The 19,956-nt window shown below is 41.4% G+C and carries 18 protein-coding genes; 5 read left to right on the plus strand and 13 right to left on the minus strand.

The window, feature by feature from the left end:
* Nucleotides 1–450: 450 nt before the first annotated feature.
* The 7 genes from H5993_RS07420 to H5993_RS07450 all read right to left on the minus strand — a co-directional run bounded on the left by H5993_RS07420 (nt 451) and on the right by H5993_RS07450 (nt 6,476).
* A complete protein-coding gene (locus H5993_RS07420) occupies nt 451–708 on the minus strand; it encodes a DUF1797 family protein (protein WP_239458041.1) in 258 nt (85 codons plus the stop codon).
* A gap of 72 nt (nt 709–780) precedes the next feature.
* On the minus strand, nt 781–1,794 hold the full coding sequence (locus H5993_RS07425) for a lysylphosphatidylglycerol synthase transmembrane domain-containing protein (RefSeq protein ID WP_204776858.1): 1,014 nt from the start codon (nt 1,792–1,794) through the stop codon (nt 781–783).
* A 1-nt stretch (nt 1,795) separates the two neighbouring features.
* Nucleotides 1,796–2,818, minus strand: coding sequence for a glycosyltransferase family 4 protein (locus H5993_RS07430; RefSeq protein ID WP_204776873.1), 1,023 nt, complete (start codon nt 2,816–2,818; stop codon nt 1,796–1,798).
* Complete coding sequence (locus tag H5993_RS07435; RefSeq protein WP_204776859.1) at nt 2,818–4,023, minus strand: glycosyltransferase family 4 protein; 1,206 nt, start codon at nt 4,021–4,023, stop codon at nt 2,818–2,820. Before H5993_RS07435 ends, H5993_RS07430 begins: the two co-directional genes overlap by 1 nt.
* A 141-nt stretch (nt 4,024–4,164) precedes the next feature.
* The gene (ptsP, locus tag H5993_RS07440; protein ID WP_204776860.1) at nt 4,165–5,874 is read right to left on the minus strand and encodes a phosphoenolpyruvate--protein phosphotransferase; all 1,710 of its coding nucleotides are present in this window, start codon (nt 5,872–5,874) and stop codon (nt 4,165–4,167) included.
* A 1-nt stretch (nt 5,875) separates the two neighbouring features.
* Complete coding sequence (locus tag H5993_RS07445; RefSeq protein ID WP_204776861.1) at nt 5,876–6,142, minus strand: phosphocarrier protein HPr; 267 nt, start codon at nt 6,140–6,142, stop codon at nt 5,876–5,878.
* Nucleotides 6,143–6,293: 151 nt separating this feature from the next.
* Complete coding sequence (locus H5993_RS07450; protein ID WP_204776862.1) at nt 6,294–6,476, minus strand: hypothetical protein; 183 nt, start codon at nt 6,474–6,476, stop codon at nt 6,294–6,296.
* A gap of 230 nt (nt 6,477–6,706) precedes the next feature.
* Between H5993_RS07450 and H5993_RS07455 the strand changes: the two genes are divergently transcribed.
* On the plus strand, nt 6,707–8,935 hold the full coding sequence (locus tag H5993_RS07455) for an ATP-dependent Clp protease ATP-binding subunit (RefSeq protein WP_204776863.1): 2,229 nt from the start codon (nt 6,707–6,709) through the stop codon (nt 8,933–8,935).
* A 351-nt stretch (nt 8,936–9,286) separates the two neighbouring features.
* On the opposite strand, the gene H5993_RS07460 is transcribed toward H5993_RS07455, so the two are convergent.
* The 4 genes from H5993_RS07460 to argF all read right to left on the minus strand — a co-directional run bounded on the left by H5993_RS07460 (nt 9,287) and on the right by argF (nt 14,143).
* Complete coding sequence (locus H5993_RS07460; protein WP_204776864.1) at nt 9,287–10,705, minus strand: basic amino acid/polyamine antiporter; 1,419 nt, start codon at nt 10,703–10,705, stop codon at nt 9,287–9,289.
* A gap of 203 nt (nt 10,706–10,908) precedes the next feature.
* Nucleotides 10,909–12,135, minus strand: a complete 1,227-nt coding sequence (gene arcA, locus H5993_RS07465) for an arginine deiminase (RefSeq protein ID WP_204776865.1) — start codon at nt 12,133–12,135, stop codon at nt 10,909–10,911.
* Between the two features lie 60 nt (nt 12,136–12,195).
* Nucleotides 12,196–13,125 (minus strand): carbamate kinase, encoded by a 930-nt coding sequence (arcC, locus tag H5993_RS07470; protein ID WP_180871457.1) that lies wholly within the window; start codon nt 13,123–13,125, stop codon nt 12,196–12,198.
* Nucleotides 13,126–13,141: 16 nt separating this feature from the next.
* On the minus strand, nt 13,142–14,143 hold the full coding sequence (argF, locus tag H5993_RS07475) for an ornithine carbamoyltransferase (RefSeq protein WP_180871456.1): 1,002 nt from the start codon (nt 14,141–14,143) through the stop codon (nt 13,142–13,144).
* A 299-nt stretch (nt 14,144–14,442) separates the two neighbouring features.
* On the opposite strand from argF, the gene H5993_RS07480 reads away from it, so the two are divergent.
* On the plus strand, nt 14,443–15,291 hold the full coding sequence (locus tag H5993_RS07480) for a DNA-binding domain-containing protein (protein WP_204776866.1): 849 nt from the start codon (nt 14,443–14,445) through the stop codon (nt 15,289–15,291).
* 126 nt (nt 15,292–15,417) lie between these two features.
* Here the strand turns inward: H5993_RS07480 and H5993_RS07485 are convergent, their stop codons facing one another.
* Entirely contained in the window at nt 15,418–16,014 is a 597-nt protein-coding gene (locus tag H5993_RS07485; RefSeq protein WP_204776867.1) for an ECF transporter S component, read from the minus strand.
* Nucleotides 16,015–16,154: 140 nt separating this feature from the next.
* Between H5993_RS07485 and H5993_RS07490 the strand changes: the two genes are divergently transcribed.
* The 3 genes from H5993_RS07490 to H5993_RS07500 all read left to right on the plus strand — a co-directional run bounded on the left by H5993_RS07490 (nt 16,155) and on the right by H5993_RS07500 (nt 19,052).
* A complete protein-coding gene (locus H5993_RS07490) occupies nt 16,155–16,880 on the plus strand; it encodes a MucBP domain-containing protein (RefSeq protein ID WP_204776868.1) in 726 nt (241 codons plus the stop codon).
* Nucleotides 16,880–17,662, plus strand: a complete 783-nt coding sequence (proC, locus tag H5993_RS07495) for a pyrroline-5-carboxylate reductase (protein WP_204776869.1) — start codon at nt 16,880–16,882, stop codon at nt 17,660–17,662. The genes H5993_RS07490 and proC overlap by 1 nt, the downstream gene beginning before the upstream one ends.
* A 136-nt stretch (nt 17,663–17,798) precedes the next feature.
* Nucleotides 17,799–19,052 (plus strand): carboxylate--amine ligase, encoded by a 1,254-nt coding sequence (locus H5993_RS07500; RefSeq protein ID WP_204776870.1) that lies wholly within the window; start codon nt 17,799–17,801, stop codon nt 19,050–19,052.
* Nucleotides 19,053–19,229: 177 nt separating this feature from the next.
* Here the strand turns inward: H5993_RS07500 and H5993_RS07505 are convergent, their stop codons facing one another.
* Nucleotides 19,230–19,721 carry a prolyl-tRNA synthetase associated domain-containing protein gene (locus tag H5993_RS07505; protein ID WP_204776871.1) on the minus strand — a complete coding sequence of 164 codons (492 nt, stop codon included), beginning with the start codon at nt 19,719–19,721 and terminating at the stop codon, nt 19,230–19,232.
* Between the last annotated feature and the right edge of the window lie 235 nt (nt 19,722–19,956).

Below are 19,956 nucleotides of genomic sequence, written 5' to 3' on the forward strand. Positions count from 1 at the left end.
CAAAAATAAATTAAGCGAATTGACTTCGCAAATGTTTTGCCTCGATCATTAAGATCAAGGACCCTACACATTTGATTCGTCGAAACTTTATTCAGTTTTCAAAGGTCTACCGAATTGCTCGGAAAATCAATTCCTAGCGCTTAGTAATTGTAACATCCTGTTCGTAAGATGTCAAGAACTTTTTTAAATCATTTTTGAAGCTCTTAATTACTAAGCTCATCAGCAACTCTTACATGTTACCAAAGCATTAACTTTACGTCAAGAAGTTTTTATTGAAACTTTCAATTGCCGTAACAACGATAACTACTATACAGGTAACCATTAGTAATTGTCAATCATCTTCACAAATTATTTTTAACTTTTTTGACTTTCTTTGTTATTCCCCCTCATTAATGGCTAATTATTCGTAAATTATCTACTATAATTCATTATGAAACAATAATAGTTCAGTTAAAAGCTTTCATAAAAATCATATAGGCAATTAAAAATCTCAATTGCTGCTAAGTCCAGATCATCAAAAACTAATTGTTCTTGCTCACGATTGCGGACGATAATAAACTCGTTTTCCGATTGTCGATAAATTACCTCACAGACATAAACCCCATATGCCGTAAATTCACGGCGTTGTTCATGAGCATCTTTTGCCAATGTCATCGCTTGGAGGCGCTTAATAATTGGTATTAATTTCGATTTCATCGATTTCATCATTTTCATCTCACCCAATTTGATTTTAACGAAAAAAAGAGCCTATGCAAACCTTTTGGATTGCACAGACTCTTTTTAATTTTCAACTTTATCTGGTTTAATCATCATGGCAAACATTCCAGCAAACATTCCAAAATAGTAAGTTAAAAGACGCCATAAGAACATGGCTAAGACCAATTTACTTTGAGAATGAGTGAAACTCAAGAAAAGCACTGAAAAGCTATACTCTGCCCCACCCGTTCCCCCTGGAATTGGGAACAAGGAAATAATCATAAAAATAAGGACATGTAAGCTCATCACCATAATGAGATTGATCCCATTAACTCCTAAAGCTAAAAGAATAAAATAGGGAATAATATAATAAGCCAACAATTGTAACAGAGTGACCACTGCAACCTTCCCTAATTTATGGTACTCTCGTTTCATTTTGACACTTTCTTGATAAAAAGTATCAATTTTTGTATCTAACCTTTCCCATATTTTTTGGTAACGTTGCTGTCCGCCAAACCATCTTATCGGTACTAAAGCGGTCTTAACTAATCGTTTCGTGAAGGAATACCAATACATTACCATTAAAAGACCAATTATTACTGCCAGGTGAATTGTAAAACCGAAAAGCACAAAAAGCGATAAGGCATGAAGTTTTTCGGCAATATAATGAAACCCGATTAAAATACTAATCAAGAAATTGATGACGATCATGGCCTGGAAAACCACAAATTTCATTAATAACACCGAGCTGGCCAAACCACCTTCAACCCCCGACTGAAGCATTGCCATCAGTTGGGCTGGTTGCCCTCCCGTTGAAAACGGTGTTATACCATTAAATAATTGTTCAATTAACGGTAAGCGCAAAGCATCCTTCCAAGTAAAGGACGGGTACCGGTCAGTCATAAAAATCTTTACAACAACACCTTCAAGACCCAAATATAGACAAATACACAAAACGGCTATCAAAAACCATCCCCAGTTAAGGTGAGCCAAATCATAACTCAACCGGGTTAAATTTGTATTTCGAAGTGAAAAAGCAAAGATTCCAATTCCTACAAGAAGCATCAAAACTAAAACAATCCAATTTTTTCGCGACATTTTAGTGCTCCTTTACTTGCGAAAAATAAAAATGTTTCCAGACTTGTGCTAGATGATCTTTCGAATATCGTTTGGCTGCTTGGCAAGACTTGTTCCTCAGTTCAGCCAAAGCTTGGGGATCTTCGCTTAAAGCGCGGAGTTTTGTTTGCATCATCTTTAAATCCGTTGCCGGTTCATAGTATCCCCCAATAATTCCATGATAGAGGCTTAAATCTCTTAGCATTACTGGTGTTCCACAACTAAAAGCTTCCAGGACCGACATCGGAAATAATTCATTATAAGACGGTAACAAGAATAAGTCCGCCAGATTATTATATTCAGCAATCACTTCACGAGAAACAATCCCAGGAAAACGCAAATTGGTAGGCGGATTTTTGACTACTGCCTTTAGTTGCTTATAACCATCGGTGATCGCACCGAAAGAAAAACCACCAGCCCAAATAAAAAGAGTCTGCGGATTTTGCTTTGCTAACTGGATGAAATCAAAAATTCCCTTACGCTCTTGGAGTTGCCCACTCCCAAAAACGACAAACTGATCCTGGGGAATTTGATATTTAATCCGCAACTGCTCCTTTTTTTTAGTATCAACCGGGAAAAAGTGGCTAGAATCAACGAAATTGGGGATATAGGTAATCTTTTCTTGCTTGATCCCATAAGCAACTAACTTTGGAATAAAATTAGGATTGACTACTACCAAGTGATCCATCCGTTTATAAAAGGCAATTACATATCGATAAAACAAACTCCGCCATGGTTGCGGAATTTTTAAACTTCCTTCCAAAGTTTCGGGCAAAAAATGGACATACCCAATTTTGCGCCCCCGTTTTTTGGAAAAAGTCGACAAAAAATAGGTAGGATTAATGGTGTGATAGTGACTAATATCCGTTGTTCGCCAAGAATTGATTGCTAAATCAAACGTTGAGCTAAATCGCTCCCTTAGCAAAGTAACTAATTCGTTATAAGCACTTCCTACCCCTTGTCCTTTAACTGAATCAGCTTGCGAGAACATCGTGATTTTTATCATCATCTACTCCTCATAAACGGTAACCGCCGATGGAATGGTGCCGTTTTTTGAGCGGCCCGCTCCGCACATTCTTGATAAAATTCGACCACTCGTTGTTCAAAGACCGCTGCCGAAATCTCATGTAACTTAACCTGTCGTTTTACTTGATCTTCTGTAGCTGGTTGACTGGTTAAATACTTAACCACTCCTTTAACCAATTCTGAACGTTGTTGAAAGACCTGACCAATTGCCACATCATCAATTAATTCTGCGGTATAATCACTTTTCATTACAACTAAGGGTAAATCAGACGCTAAGGCTTCATCATAAGTTAAACCTTGCGACTCCGAGTCCGAAGCAGATACAAAAACGTTCGCAAGTTGATAATAATGATAAACTTCATCATTATCAATTTGACCAATAAAAGTGATGTGGTCTGTTAGTCCTAATTCACGACTTTGACGTTCGAGGGTCGACCTGGCCGGCCCATCCCCCACAATTAATAATTGGGCGTCTGGGACCGTAGTTAAGATATCAGGCAAAGCTGCAATCAGAGCTTGAATATTTTTTTCAAACGCTAATCGGCTTAATGATAAGAGAACCGGTGTATCCTGACTGAAACCAAGTTCAGCCCGACGCTTAAGCTGTTCTACTTTGGAATCTCGTTGCTGGTAACGGCTCAAATCCACCCCCGTGGGAATAATCCTGATTGGAGCAGAAACCCCATAGCCAAGTAAGGTATCTAATACCCGCTCACTAGGGGCAATCACCCCATCCATATTCCGTAAATATAACCGCGCTAAGCGAGCAACATCTTTGGGTCGTAAAACCCGTCCATTGGCAATGTAATGGAGATAATCTTGGTACATTGTATGGTAAGTATGCAAACAAGGGATTCCTAATTCACGAGCAACCATTTTCCCCATTAAGCCAAGCGAAAATTCTGTTTGATTATGCACCACGTCTAATTGCAGTTGCTTAGCTACTCGAAGAACTTTAAGCCAACCAGTTACCGCAATCCGTCGATCAGTAAAGGAAACAAAGGGGATACTTTTAAAACGGTAAATTCCCTTCTCTGGTTCAGAAGCGGGTGCCGCTGGGTCAGTTGTTGTAAAGATATAAACCTGATGTCCATGACGGATCAATTCATCCCGTAAGGTTTTAATTGAGGTTGCGACCCCACTAACTTGCGGAAAATAGGTGTCTGTAAACAAACCGATTTTCAAGCTGCCCTCTCCTTTGATATTTTTTCGGTCCAAATTGAAAAAGTCAAACTTCTCAATTACGCTGATTTTTTCATTTTAAACTCAAATTATTACAATAGCAAACAAGACCCCATTTTTATAACAATTATTAAGAAATAGGGTCTACTTCTTTTGGTGGCGTCGGAGCCATTTGTTAACTACTTCTGCCACTTCATCATCATTTTCCATCATTAGGACTTGCTTTACTAATGGCTGAAGCTGACGAACTGATAAATTCTGTAAGCGTTGCTTCAAGGGTAAGATTGCTGGGAGGGGGAGTGAGAATTCATCAATCCCCATCGCTAAAACCAATGGTTGAGCTAACTTTAAGGTTGCCATTTCCCCACATAAGCTAATCCATTTTCCTTCTGCATGCGCAGCCTGAATTACTTGTTTAATGGCCCGTAAAACAGCTGGATTCAGCGCAACATAGTGCTGGTTACTACTATCGGTTCGATCTTCTGCAAAGAGGTATTGGACTAGATCATTTGAGCCGATACTAAAGAAGTCCGCATACTTGGCAAATTGATCCGCCATCAAGACCGCGGCTGGAGTTTCAATCATCATTCCAACCTCAACATTATTAGCCACTGCATGGCCCTGCTCTTCTAGAAGGCGGCGTTCTTGATCCAAAATTGCTAATGCCCGTTGAAATTCATCAATCGTGGTCACGAAAGGAAACATGATTCCTAAATGACCATAAACTGAAGCTCGTAAAAGCGCCCGTAATTGGGTCCGTAAAATTGGTTCTTGTTTTAAAAGCCAGCGTAACCCCCGCTGAGAAAATAGCTTCACATTCCGTTCTTGGCCAAATCTTGGTTGCTTATCTGCCCCCAAATCTTGAACCCGAATCACTACTCGATCATGCGGCATAGCTAATAGGGCCGCTTTATAATTAGCAACTTGTTCATCTTCTGTGACGCGATGATCAACATTTAAAAAAAGAAATTCACTCCGGTACAAGCCGATTCCTTCGGCACCACTTTTAATCAGTTGATTCAATTCATCTGGCAAGGCAATGTTGGCTGCGACATGAACCCGATTACCATCAGCGGTCACGGTTGCTAGATCCCGGTAAGCGCCAAGACTTTGCTGCTGCTGTTGATACTGTGCGGCTAACTGTTGATAATGATCGATTTCCTGGGGGGTTGGCTGAAAAATAACCTTTCCATGTTCACCATCAATAATTGCCACCATGTCCTCTTTGGCAATCTGAGTTGCCGCTTTAGTTCCTACGACTGCTGGAATTCCCAGTTCAGCTGTCAAAAGGGCCGAGTGGGCCGTAGCTCCCCCATTATCGGTAATTACCCCCGCGACCAATTGCGGATTAAAACTAGCAACTAAGCTGGGACTAACTTCATGAGATACGACAATTGCCCGATGATCTAGTTGTTCATTTTTTTGTGGTTGAAGATGAGTGATTAAACGTTGGGCCACGTCTTGATACGCTATTGCTTGGCGATGGCCTGTGCGCGTAGTTTGATCAATTCTTGCTAAGGTGGTGGCTAACCCATTTTCAATGGCACTAATCGCAGTCACTTTTTGACTCACAATTAACCGGCCAATTAATGCTGGAAATTCCCAATCTCTAAGAATTACTAATTGCTGTTCTAAAGGTCCTTTAATCTGTTTTCCATAATTACGGGTTGCTTGTTGGATAATCTGCTCGAGCTCAGTTGCCGTAATACGAAAAGAATCATGAAGCCGTTCGACCTCATGATTCACATCGGTTGTTTTTTGATCTTTAACCGGCGGCTTACCGTAACTCAACAGATGAACTGGCGCAATGACAATTCCACCACTAGCTGCAATTCCGTTGAGTAATTTTGCCATTTTAGCCAGCCAAGCCTTCCTTTACCATCGTGTCGGCGATTGCTGCAATGGCATCCTTTTCGTCGTCACCATCAGCAGAAATCGTAACATCAGCGTTTTGACCAACTCCAAGGGACATAACCCCCATGATGGACTTCAAGTTAACGCTCTTACCGTTGTAAGTCAACGTAATGTCAGAAGCGAACTTAGAAGCAGTTTGAACCAAGATCGTAGCTGGGCGGGCGTGAATACCTGTTTCAGCAGTGATGTTAAAATCGCGTTTTTCCATTGTATCATTCTCCTTAGCACATAAAGAATAGTAGGTATTAAAAATACTTACTCTATAGGTCTCATTGTAGCAATTGTAAGCGTTAAATACAAGAATCTTCCGTCGGTTTTAATGTTAAAAACGATGAAATCTCCTCATTTCTTTTCAAGCTTTACTTTTTAACGCGATGGTAATGAATTTCACCACCCCGATGAGCATCCCCGGTAATTTGGGTCTTAAATTGATATGTCCGGTAAGCCGTTTGAAAATCCAGAAAATCATCCGGGGTGACGATTAATTCATCAATTTCCCCTTTTCGCAGTTGCTCTAACTTAGCTAAATAATCTGCTGCCATTAGATTGGTCAACCCCCTTCTTAAATATTGTACCATCCGATGACTAAGAAACATTACCAAATTAAACTGATTTATTTTTCTTATTTTATATAACCTTTTAAAGCAATCTTTTTTATTTCTTTGTTTTCACTTAAAACCAGGTAGATAACTTGCTTTAAGTGAAAAAGTAAGTATAATTAAAGCCAATTAGTCAAGAAAGGTCAAATGACCAGGCAAGGGGGAATTAAACCATGCTATGTCAAATCTGTCATAAAAATCCAGCAACCATTCATCTACAAATGATGATGAATGGCCAAAAGATGCAGATTGACCTCTGTCAAAATTGCTATCAAAAATTACAAAACCAACAAATGCAAATGTTAAATGGGGGAAACGATATGAACAATGCTTTTGGATTTGGTAATCTCGATGATTTTATGAATGCCTTAAATAATATGCAAAGCCAAGCTGCTAACGGTGGTGGCCAAGCACAAGGCCAACGCCAAGGTGGCAATGGTCAACGGGGAAAGGGCGTTTTAGGCCAATACGGAATTAATATGACCGACCTTGCCCGCCAAGGAAAGATCGACCCAGTAATCGGTCGGGATAAGGAAATCCATCGGGTAATTGAAATTTTGAACCGGCGGACGAAGAATAATCCCGTTCTAATTGGTGAAGCTGGGGTTGGGAAAACCTCTGTGGTTGAAGGCTTAGCAACCGCAATTGTTTCTGGTGAAGTTCCGGAAAAATTGGCTAACAAGGAAATTATCCGATTAGATGTAGTTTCACTTGTTCAAGGAACTGGGATCCGTGGCCAATTTGAAAAGCGGATGCAACAATTAATTGAAGAAGTTTCCAAGAACCACAATATTATTCTCTTCATCGATGAAATCCACGAAATTATGGGAGCTGGAAACGCTGAAGGTGGGATGGACGCTGGAAACGTCTTAAAACCAGCCTTAGCACGGGGGGAATTCCAATTAATCGGTGCTACAACCCTGAATGAATACCGGAAGATCGAAAAGGATGGCGCTTTGGCTCGGCGGTTCCAACCAGTTGAAGTCGCTGAACCAAGTGTCGACGAGACCATCAAGATTTTGGATGGGATCAAGAGTCGGTACCAAGATTACCACCATGTTAAATATACTGATGATGCGATTATGGCGGCTGCAAAGTTATCTGACCGTTACATCCAAGATCGGTACTTACCTGATAAGGCAATCGACTTACTTGATGAAGCCGGTTCGCGGAAGAACTTAACCTTAAAAAACGTTGATCCAAACGCGATTGAAAATCAAATTCACACCGCTGAAGCTCATAAACAACAAGCGGTTGAAAGCCAAGACTACGAAAAGGCTGCCTTCTACCGTGATCAAGTCGAAAAGTTAACCAAAGCCAAAAAAGAAGCCGAAGAAAATAAAGTCACGGACGAAGCCATCGTTGATGTTAAAGATATGGAAAAAATCGTCGAAGAAAAGACTAATATTCCGGTTGGTGACCTGCAAAAGCAAGAACAAAATCAATTAAAGGACCTTGATAAGGAACTTGAAAAACACGTCATTGGTCAAAACGAAGCGGTAGATAAAATTGCCCGGGCAATTCGCCGGAACCGCATTGGTTTAAACAAGTCTGGTCGGCCGATTGGTTCCTTCCTCTTTGTTGGACCAACTGGGGTTGGAAAGACTGAAACGGCTAAGCAATTAGCTAAGCAACTCTTTGGTTCTAAAGACGCGATGATCCGATTCGACATGTCTGAATACATGGATAAAACATCGACTTCGAAATTAATTGGAGCGGCTCCAGGCTACGTTGGTTACGAAGAGGCTGGTCAATTAACGGAACAAGTTCGTCGGCACCCATACAGCTTAATTCTCTTGGACGAAGTTGAAAAGGCCCACCCAGACGTCATGCACATGTTCTTACAAATCCTTGACGATGGTCGGTTAACCGACTCTCAAGGACGGACGGTTTCCTTTAAGGATACCATCATCATTATGACCTCTAACGCTGGCTCTGGTGATGCGGTCGCTAGCGTTGGTTTCGGCGCTGAAACTAACGGCAACGTTAACTCCGTCATGGATAAGTTAACTAATTACTTTAAGCCAGAATTCTTAAATCGGTTTGACGATATTGTTGAATTTAACGCCCTTACCAAGGACAATTTGATGAAGATCGTTGGCTTGATGATTGATGATGTTAACCAAATGTTGGCTGACCGGGAACTTCATGTTACGGTCCCACAAGACGTTGAAGAAAAGCTCGTTGAACTTGGTTATAACCCAAAGATGGGAGCGCGGCCATTACGGCGGGTCATTCAAGAACAAATTGAGGACCAAATTGCTGACTTCGTGCTTGAACACAATAACGACCATCGACTCATTGCTCAATTGAATGACGATGGCAAGATTGTAGTTACTGCCGAAAATAGCCAAAACGAATTAACAAAGCCAGCTGATAGTTCCTTGACCACTACGGATTAAAGATTAAGTTATTAACATTAGCAAAAGAAAAGCGAATGAATTGGGAAAGTTGCCTAGTTCATTCGCTTTTCATTTAGATCTTACGGGGATGACACCTTAGCGAAAAGAGGTTGGAAAACCGACTAAGGTCACTAATTTAAAGATTAGAAGGTCACCGCCCTAGCTTTGAGTCCATATCTGTCATACAGATACCGGAGAAGTAATAGTAAATGGTAGTTGCTCCGGGAAGCTGATCGCTTGCGTGAGTTTGTAGACGACAGGAATCCTATCTAGTTCGTCCCACATGGCCTTATTAGGGAAAAGAAAAAGGTTGCCCGGATTTGGACAACCTTTCGTTACATATTTATTTCCCTAGCCAATTGCAATCGTGCCATTAGCAACAAAGTAGATGGCAAGGATTGAAAGCAAGAGTACTAAAATAATAACCGTCTTTTCGGCTCCGCTCATCTTGTGGTTTTGTTCCTTGCAGTTTTGCCAGTAAATAATGAAACCTGGAATAAAACTGATGGAAACTAAGAGCACTTGACTCCAACCAGCAAGGACCATACAAATGAGTTGGAAGATCGATGCTATCAACCCAACCGTGAACTGACCCCATTCTTGGTTTTCTGCACTATACTTCATTTGGTACAAGCCAACCAGTAAGTATGAGAACAAGATCGCAGCAGCGGCTAATGAGTAAGCAAATTCATAAGCTTGTTGTGTGAAGAGCAAGGAGAAGAGGAAAATCGTTTGCAAAACCCCAGTGATCATCAAGGAAGTTGTTGGGGCTCCCTTAGCGTTTACCTTTCCCCATATCTTTGGCATTGCCTTATCATCAGCGACTAACATCGTCGTTTCAGCTGGTAACATCGTCCAGGATAGCCAAGAAATGATCGTTGAGATGATCAATCCAACGTTAATCATTACGGCCCCCCAGTGACCAACAACGGCCTCAAGGACACTTCCAAGGGCTGGTTGACCACCAGCAGCTAAAGCGGCCCGGCTTAAGTGACCGTATGGTAAGATCGAAATCATAACATAGATCAAAACTAAGAGAATAAAACCAATAATCGTTGCTTGTTCGGCTTGTGAACGGTTCTTGGCCCGGTGGGACATAACAGAAGCCCCTTCAACCCCGATGAAGACCCAAATCAAAGTCATCATCGTACCTTTAATTTGTTCCCAAACTGAACCAGTTGTGGTTCCCTTTGACATATTATTAGCAACGTGGCCCCAGAAATCAGCAGTAAAGAGACCACCCTTAAATCCAATAATCATCAAAATGATAAAAAGAACCAGTGGAATAACCTTAAAGACCGTCCCAATTGAGTTAATGAAGGAAGCACTTTCTACCCCTTGATTAACTAAGAGCGTTAAAATCCAACAGAAAATAATCGCAACAATGATTGATGCTAAGTTTTGGCCACCCTTAAACATTGGGATAAAGGTTCCTAATGAACTCATTAGCATCGTCGCAAAAGCAATATTCCCTAGCCATGCTGACAACCAGTATGACCAACCAGAAATGAATTCCCCAAGCGGGCCAAAACCGGCTCCAGCGTATGAGAAGATCCCGGCTTTAAGATCAGGACGCTTGTTTGATAAATTGTTCAACGAAAGAACTAAAAATAAGATCCCAATTCCAACAAATAGCCATGCTAGTAAAGCTGGACCAGGCGCAGCGGCAGCTGCAACATTCGTTGTAATCCCAAAGATCCCAGTCCCAATACAGGAACTAACGATCAAGGCAATCAGCTCAGTGCGGCTAATTCCTTTTTTGTTTTCCATTTTTCACTCCTCGATTCTATAAACTAACCTGTAAAAAAGAATGATTGCAAATAGGCGATCATGGTTTTTCGCCACTAAAGCCTACTATTAATTATATTATACACGCTAATTATAAAACTAACCGAATAATTTTTGGCTCAAAAAAGCGGAAGTAACCCTTGGTAGTCGTTGGTACCATCTAGATCACCTCCGCTAATTTTTAGCTAGTCGATGTCCTCACGAACGATTGGGCAGGACATGCACCGCGGACCACCACGGCCCCGGGACAATTCACTCGAACGAACCTCGTGAACTAAGATCCCATGTTCACGTAATAAGTCATTTGATACGTAGTTCCGGTTGTAGGTAACAACCTCACCTGGAGCGATTGCCAAAGTGTTTGAACCATCATTCCATTGTTCCCGTGGCGCTACGATTGGATCAGCATTCCCAGTTGGAATTAAATCGATTTCAGACTTGTTCAAAGCCTTCTTCAAAACTTCCTTGATGTCGGTATGGTGTTCCATCACGATTTCGCCATCTTTACCTGGGTGAAGAACCCAGTTGTCAACTTGACCGTTGTCATCCAAGATAGCTGGGTGAACCGTAAACTGATCGTAGTTAATCATCGTAAAGACAGTATCCAAGTGCATCATAGCGTGATTGTGTGGAATTGAAATGGCAATTACGGTGTCGTAGTCGGAGTCCTTGAAGAGGTTCTTAGCGATGTCTTCAATTGCGTCAGCTGTCGTCCGTTGAGAAATCCCAATTGCCAAGACGTGGTTAGAAAGAACCAGTTCGTCCCCACCTTCAATGTGGGTCGTGTGGTTCCGGTCACGCCATACTTCAACCTTGCCAGCAAAGCGTGGATTGTGCTTAATGATGTATTCCGTAATTAAGGATTCCCGTTGCCGAGCAGCGAACGTCATCCGGTTAATTGAGATCCCATCACCAATTGAGGCTTGTGGATCCCGGGTAAAGTAAGCGTTTGGCATTGGGTCCATCAAGAATGGCCAATCCGTATTTTCAGAAACTGATTGTAAATCACCATGCTTAAGATCGATATCCGTCCCCCGGACCCCTTCGATAATCTTATCAATCATATCTTGAGGATTCATTGCGGAAAGGTATTCAATCAAAGCATCATGGGTTGCTCCAGCAACGTAACCTGATTCAGCAACCATCCGATTCAAAAATTCTTGACGAACTTTTTCATCAGCTAAAGCTTCAGCAGCTAATTTTTCGAAGTAAATAACTTCAGCGCCTTGGTCACGTAAAGTTTGAGCAAAAAAGTCATGTTCTTCTTGAGCGATTGGTAAGTATGGAATGTCATCAAAAAGTAAGCGTTCCATTGAGTCAGGGGTAATGTTTTCAATTTCGCGCCCTGGCCGATGGAGCATAACCGTCTTTAACTTACCAATTTCGGAAGTAACGTGGATCGGACTTGTCATTTTTTTACACTCCTATCTATTTAAAAAGTGTTAAATCAAGAGAATCACATTGGAATTAGTTTAGCCGTGAATTACCGTTCCAAGCTTACCAGCCAGAGCATCATCTAGTCCATCAAGGGAAGTGATGATTGCTTCACGCTCTGGGTGCCCTTCCACGAAGGACAAGCAAGCTTGAATCTTTGGTAACATACTGCCGGCAGCGAATTGATCTTGGGCCATGTATTCCTTAGCTTCATCAACGGAAAGCCGATCTAACCGCTTTTGGTCTGGCTTGTTAAAGTTGATGTAAACGTAGTCAACGGCTGTCAAGATAATTAATTTATCCGCGTTAATGTTATCAGCTAACAAAGCGCTAGAACGGTCTTTGTCGATCACAGCTGGAACCCCTTTAAGGCCTTCATCAGTAATTACAACCGGGATTCCACCCCCACCACCAGCGATGACTAAGTCACCATTGTTGATTAGGGTTTCAATACTATCGAGTTCGATGATCTTTTGTGGTAGTGGTGATGGGACCACTTGCCGGTAACCGCGTCCAGCATCTTCCTTAAAGGTGTAACCTTTATCAGCTGCGATTTGGTCAGCTTGTTCTTTAGTGTAGAAGTCACCAACGGGCTTAGTCGGATTCTTGAAAGCCGGGTCGTTTTGGTCAACGACAATTTGGGTTACCGTGGTTACCACATTTTTCTTCATCCAGCGCTTGTGGAGTTCATTTTGCAGACTTTGTTGCAAATGGTAGCCGATGTACCCCTGGCTCATTGCACCGCATTCGGGGAATGGGAAAGCGGCCGTCTTTCCGTTCTCCGCGGCAAAATTCATCCCTAAATTAATTTGACCAACTTGAGGACCATTCCCGTGACTAATCACTACTTGATTCCCTGCATCGATCAACCCCACAAGAGAAGCGGCAGTGTTTTTTACTAACTGCAGTTGTTCTTCTGGAGATTTACCCAGGGCGTTTCCCCCTAAAGCAACGACTACTTTTGCCATTTCTGCATCCTCCTAACTATTCACCTAAAGTTGCAACCATAACAGCCTTGATCGTGTGCATCCGGTTTTCAGCTTCACGGAAGACAACGGATTGTTCACTTTCAAAGACTTCGTCAGTAACTTCCATTTCCTTCAAGCCGTACTTTTCAAAGATCTTCTTACCAACACCAGTCTCTTGGTCGTGGAATGCAGGTAAGCAGTGTTCGAAGATCGCATGTGGATTGCCAGTAGCTTCCATAACTTCCTTCGTAACTTGGTAAGGCTTTAACAACTTAATCCGTTGTTCCCAGATTTCGTCTGGTTCACCCATGGATACCCAAACATCGGCGTAAATAACGTCCATTCCCTTAACACCTTCCTTGATGTCGTTGGAAACAACGATCTTAGCCCCCGTCTTATCAGCAATCTTTTGAGCCTTGTTAAGAACTTCTGGCGTTGGGTTTAATTCCTTAGGCGTTACCACATGGTATTCCATCCCCATAACAGCGGCCCCAAGCATCAAAGCGTTAGAAACGTTGTCTTGACCATCACCAACAAAGGCAAACTTGATGTCCTTGTATTCCTTCTTCAAAACTTCCTTAGCAGTTAAGAAGTCGGCCAAAACTTGTGTTGGGTGATCTTCATCAGTTAAACCGTTCCAAACTGGAACTCCAGAGTATTCAGCTAAGATTTCAGCGCTCCGTTGGGAGAAGCCACGGTATTCAATCCCGTCAAACATTCCACCAAGAACCCGCGCAGTATCCTTAACTGATTCCTTGTAACCGATGTGAGAACCAGATGGGCCAAGGTAAGTAACGTGAGCCCCTTGATCCTTAGCACCGACTTCGAAAGCACAACGAGTCCGCGTAGAACTCTTTTCAAAGATTAAGGCAATATTCTTGCCCTTTAATTTTTGTTGTTCAGTTCCGGCGTACTTTGCCTTCTTGAGGTCTTCTGCCAAATTCAACATGTATTCCATTTCACGCGTGTTGAAGTCAGCAAGTGTTAAGAAACTACGATTCCGTAAATTAAAAGCCATTGATCTAATTCCTCCTAAGGTTTGTAATAACTTTCTTTACGATTATTATTATAGAAAGCGTTTTCAAAATTTTACGTTGAACTTACGTATGCTTCAAAGAATTGCGGAGAATTTTTTCGAGGCCTTTAAATTATACAACCGATTTTGCATGATTTATCCTTACTAAATGTATAAATGCATATAGCAATGTATAAAGCGGCTTTTGATTGTGAATAATTTTACTTTATTCATCAATTTAAGTTATACTTCAATCAGCATCAAAAAAAATCAGATTTGTTTAAAAAAGGAGCAATTTTACAATGAATTTCTATCTTGCTGACCCAAATGAAGCCAACCGTAACCTCTTTCAAGAGTTGATTGAGCGCAGTTTTGATAACTATGTCGTTGGTCAAAGTAGCTCAGCTTCACAGACTTACTTAGATTTGTTGGAACTGCGGGTTGATATCATGGTAATCAGCAATGATCTTACCCCTTATGACGGGATTGAACTTGTCCGCCGCCTGCGTGATGTTAACTCCCGCCCCCGCTTTATCCTAACGGGGACGAAAATTACCCCTGAAATTCGGGAAGCCGCTTACCGAGAAAATATCGATATTGTTGTTGCCGCTCCACTTCAGCCAATTGAAGTTAAACATTTGCTCCAATTGATTGGTGGTTATGTCAACATGACCAACCGCCTCGCTGCTATTTACGAGTTAGCTCTCGCCAGTCCCGCTTCATATCAACGACCTCAATCGGCCCAACGAAAGCGAATTGACCACGTTAACTCAGTTTTAATGTTCTTAGGAATTGCGGCTGAAACTGGGAGTGAAGATATTCGGCGGATCGTAAAGTTAATGGTTGACCAAAATGTTAACTTTGCGGCAATCAACTTTGAACGCGATCTTCAAATGAATGACCACACTAAGAAGGTTGTTTTCCAGCGGATTCGCCGTTCGCTAAAAGCCGGCATCACTAACCTTGCAACGATGTGCCTCGATTATCCTGAAAATGATATTTTACTTGAATACGCCAATAACCTCTTTGAATACCAAAACGTGCATGTTGAAATGCAACGTCTCCAAGGCGATGAAACCCCCGCCAAAAGTCAAATCTCTTTACAACATTTCTTTGATGGCCTCTGGCAAGAAAGCTTTAGGGAAAGATAAAAAAGGCTTCACTAAGAAATTTCCCTCTAGATAAGAGTGGGATTTCTTAGCGAAGCCAGATTACGTGCATGATTTAGACTAGAATAAGGTTATTTTAAATTTATAACTACCTATTTATTTCCTATTCTATTTTGCTAACCGTTGGATCACCTTCCGTAAAGGGATCACTAATAAAGGAACTACCACCGTAGCAAGGACTGCTTCAGCAATTCCGTTGGTCCCGACAATTGCGGCTAAAGCTACCCCTAAATTATTTTGACTAACGTGGTAGCCGGCAGCGACTTGCGGTGTATTCGCAAACAGGTAAATCCCGCCTAATACAAGAATAGTGTTGGTTAATGATGCTACTAAGCCGCCCAGACTTGCCGCTAGTCCAGTTCGTCCACTCTTTTGAACTAACCAGAAAACCCACCCAGCAAATAAACCAACTAACATCCGAGGGACAATCGAGATTAAGGGATTGGTAAAAATTAATGGTGCAAGGGCACTACTTGGGTAAACAAAGGCTCGAATAAAAGTTAGAATTCCCCAAACCGTCCCTGCTAAGGTACCTTCAATTGGACCATATAGAGCAGCAATTACGGCGACGGTTATTGGCATTGTAGTAATTGAAAGGGGACCAAGTGGTAAATTACCAATAAAAGGAACTAAATCTTGAACGATAATTAAAACTAGTAGTAGACTTCGCCGGGTTAGGCGGCGAATTTGTGATCGTTGTTGCATATTTACCTCCGTAATAAGTTGATGTTTTATTTTACCATTATTAACCTACAAATTTCTTTAAAAATCATTCGAAAAGTGGCGGGACACAAGCCCATTAAAGCGGTATACTTAAGACAAACTATGCATTTGGGGTGAACCTTATGAAAGACGAATTCAAAACCGGTAATCCAATTTGGATCTACTACCGAGACATCGATAGCAATGATAACCTTCGCCTGCCCCAGCTTCTCCGGGGGCATCTCGGGCAAAGTTACGATATTAAAAAAATTGAAATTCCTAACTATAACTTAGTTCAAATTACAGGAACCTTAAAAGGAACCTTTGACAATACGGCAAAAAGTGTTTGTTTTTACTACCGGAAACAAACTTGGGGTGAGATCCAAAACATCGATCTTTACCTCCATCTAAAAACGCCCGTTACTATTTACGACCGCGTTGGCGGAATGCCATTACCCGATAAACTTCCGGGAAATATCTATGTGAAATCTTTTCAACGGGTTGCCACAACAACTCGTGAATTTTGGTACCAGGTTAACGCTGACCAATGGGTTAAGTTTGATGATGCCCAAATGACCTTAGTTGAACACGATCCATTTGCAGAACAAAAAACAACGAAGCCAATTATTGACCTTACCTACTTAAAACTAAACCAAGTCAAAGGAGTCGTTGATTTTCTTCCTAACCGGTCCGTAGACACCTATGATCAACCATATGGACTTCCCCTAACAAAGTTATCAAATGGAAGTGTCGTCACCTTAATCGCCCGAATTAAGGATGAAAACGGCGTAACTTGGTATGAAACAGATCACGCCGGCTACATTAATGCAAGTTACATTAAATTAGACAACGAGGATGGTGAAGATTAGTGAAAATTGCCATTGTTGGTGCTGGTAACATGGGCACTGCTATTTTAAACGGATTTAAGGCCGCTGGTGAAAATGATCTAATTACGCTTAATCCAGTTAACCCTCGGGTTGAGAAATTTACGCAAGCTAAGCAGATCCAATTAGTAAATACCCCTACTGACTTGGTTAAAGCCCAACCCGCGGTCGTAATTTTAACTACGCCAGCACCGATTACGCTTGAGGTTGCTAGTCAGTTAGCTTCCCTAAATGAAGAAACAATCATAATCTCTTCAGCTGCGGGAATTAGCTTAGCCGCACTTGCCAAGGCTTTACCTAACCATCCCCTTGCAGCTATGATTCCGAATACGCCAGTAGCTGTAAATGCAGGAACAATTGGTTTAGCATTGCGTGAAAACTTACCCACAACGATAACAGCAACCATTAAAGAACTCCTTGGTAAACTTGGCGATGTGATCGTTGTTAAAGAAACTGATCTCAATATTATCGGAGTGGTAGGTGGTTGCGGACCGGCTTTTGTTGATGTTTTAATGGACGCCTTTTCGGATGCGGCTGTTAAACATGGTCTAAGCCGCCAAATTGCTTACCAAGTTGTCGCTAGCATGGTAAAAGGAAGCGGCACCCTCGCAACGGAAACCGGTTTGGCCCCAGCCCTCCTTCGTGACCAAGTCGCCTCCCCTGGCGGAACGACTATCAAAGGCATTAGTGCTCTTGAAGCGCATGGTTTTCGGGGAGCGGCAATTACGGCAATTGATGCGGCTAGTGACAACTCTGCAACTAACTAAATCGCTAGTAAATTTCTTGAAAGACTAGTTTTATTACTATTTTTGCTATATAACATTCTAGGACTGAAAAAAGAGACTGAGTCCTTCACCCAGTCTCTTTTTAACTTTTTTACTAAAGGAGCTTGACTTAATAATTATGACTGCTAATTTTATCCCGCTTATTCTCGGAAGTGACTTCAATGCTTATGGAATGGCCCGGGCAATTCACAAAACCTATGGGATTAAATCCGAACTCTTTGCACGAGCTGAGTTAGCCCCAACTAAATATTCAAAAATCGTTAACCTTCACTTGCATCCGGACTTGCAAAAACCGGATGTCTTTACAGACCTACTTGTTAAGGCTGCCGAAAAGTTTAAGGCTGAAACCGGCAAGCAAGTTCTTTTAATTTCATGTGGTGACGATTACACGGAATTAGTTGCCAAAAATCGGGACATCCTCGCTCAACACATGGTATGTCCCTATGCTGATTTCAAGACGATTGCCACGCTAACTGATAAAGAAAAGTTTTATGAAGTCTGTGAGAAATACAACTTACCATATCCAAAAACTGCGATTCTAAAGCCTGATCTGGACTATCAAAATTATGTTTCACCATTTGAATACCCCGTGGCCCTTAAGGCCGCCGATGCAGTTGAATGGCACAAGGGAAACTTCGAAGGATACGAAAAAGCCTACATCATTAATGACCAGGCCCGGCTTCGCAAAGTTTTAAAGATTATTTATGAAACTAGTCCATACAAGGGGGATTTAATCTTACAAGAGTTCATCCCGGGTGATGACAGTAATATGCGAACAATGAATGCCTATGTTGACCAGTACCACCACGTAAAAATGCTTAGCCTTGGGCACCCTTTACTTGAGGACTGCAACCCAGCTAACGTTGGTAATTACGTCGCCATTCTTCCCCAATATAATGAACAACTTTACCATCAAGTTCAAAACTTCTTGGAACAAGTTAACTTTACTGGTTACGTGAACTTTGACTTTAAATATGACCAACGTGATCAAACCTTTAAAGTCTTTGACCTTAACCCACGGCAAGGACGGAGCTCTTTCTTCGTTTCCCTCAATGGAAACTCAATGCCGTCCTTCCCAGTAATGGACTACATCGAAGGAACCTTAAAAGATCAACCAACTCTTTACGCTAACCAAGATCCAAGTAAGTATCAGGTTTGGCTTGGTGTTTCGAAAGCAACCTTCCTCAAATACGCCAAAGATAACCAAGCTAAGCAAACTGCCGAACAACTCATTCAGCAAGGTCAATGGGGCACAACCTATTCATATGCCGCTGACATGAACTTTAAGCGGTGGTTACTTGGTAAACGCATCGATTTTAATTATGCCAAAAATTTCAAACGTTTCTTTGTTCAAAAGGGTGATTTAAAGTAAGCCTTCCTCAATAGACGTAGTTCTTAATTAACATGCAAAGGAGCTTTTTCCCAAACTCAACAAATTAAGTTTTCTTCTTAAATTCAAAAATCCTAGTGAATTCTGAAATAACTTACAATTGTTGGACAAAGATCCAATGATTATGAGGTACTTCAATTAAAATTCACTAGGATTTTTTTATAAATTAATCACTTCATACGTAAAGCCTTGCGCTTCAATAAACTTTAAAACGTCTTGATTATCGAGGAAAATCGTATGCGTATTTTCGTTGGGGTGGAAAGTCCAAATCGGTTCATCTAAGACCATTTGATCAACGTAAATTTTAATATCCTTAGCTTCATTATTTATTAAGCCAAAGGGAGAAATAATTCCAGGCTTTAAACCGAGTTCATCCATGATCTCTTCATCTTTAGCCATTGATATCCGCTTGGTCCCTGAAATTTCTTGGAATTTTTTGAAATCCATTCGCTTCGCATCATCCATGATTATCATGTAATGCTGGTGGTGCTTATCGTGTAAAAACATCGTCTTCGTCCGGGCACCTTCGTAACCTTCAATATAATGATCGGCTTCTTCAGTAGTTTTAGCTGCCGGATGGTCCACCATTGAGTACTTGATCCCCAGCCGTTTCAATTCATTAATGCATTGCTCGTACGTTGCAACTGTCATTTTATGCCCCTTTTCCTCTTCCCCTCGCTACTTAAATTATATTGTTGCTAAATCGGTTTATCAACACATCAACATAAAAATGAGAGAGAGGGTGGGAATTAACTATTAATTTTTGCCCCTCTAACATTAAAATCCGGACTATAATTTTTGCCTTGGGCACTATTGCCTGTCAAGTATACAGTTCAAACAGAAAAATTATTTATGCGGCTTGAGCACGGAATTTTTCCGCGGTCAA

Source organism: Limosilactobacillus alvi (genome assembly GCF_016900115.1).
In the GTDB taxonomy this organism is placed as follows: Bacteria; Bacillota; Bacilli; order Lactobacillales; family Lactobacillaceae; genus Limosilactobacillus; species Limosilactobacillus alvi.